The 206-nt window shown below is 49.5% G+C and carries 1 protein-coding gene; it reads right to left on the bottom strand.

All coding sequences use genetic code 11. The annotated features are described in order from the left end of the window. Nucleotides 1-206: Ig-like domain-containing protein (locus H5089_RS20160; protein ID WP_182712958.1), on the bottom strand; the 206-nt coding region annotated here is incomplete at both ends.

The following is a 206-nucleotide window of genomic DNA, read 5'->3' as shown; positions in this document are numbered from 1 at the left end:
AAGTCAGAGGTACCACTTAAGGTAACCAATAAACCAAGTTCAAACGTTGGTGTAAAGGCAAGTGCCGGTGGAGTTACATCCACTTCGCCACTGTCTGTACCTGTACCTGTGTTGCCCGCTGCATCAGTGATGCTGGCGCTAACGCTATAATTCCCTTCAGCTAATGTGCCTGTTGGTGTCGCACTCCAGTTACCATTGGCATCGGT

The organism is Pseudoalteromonas sp. SR45-1 (assembly GCF_014163655.1).
Taxonomy (GTDB): Bacteria; Pseudomonadota; Gammaproteobacteria; order Enterobacterales; family Alteromonadaceae; genus Pseudoalteromonas; species Pseudoalteromonas distincta.
The sequence above is the reverse complement of the archived record's forward strand: the minus strand, read 5'-3'. Positions and strand labels throughout refer to the sequence as shown.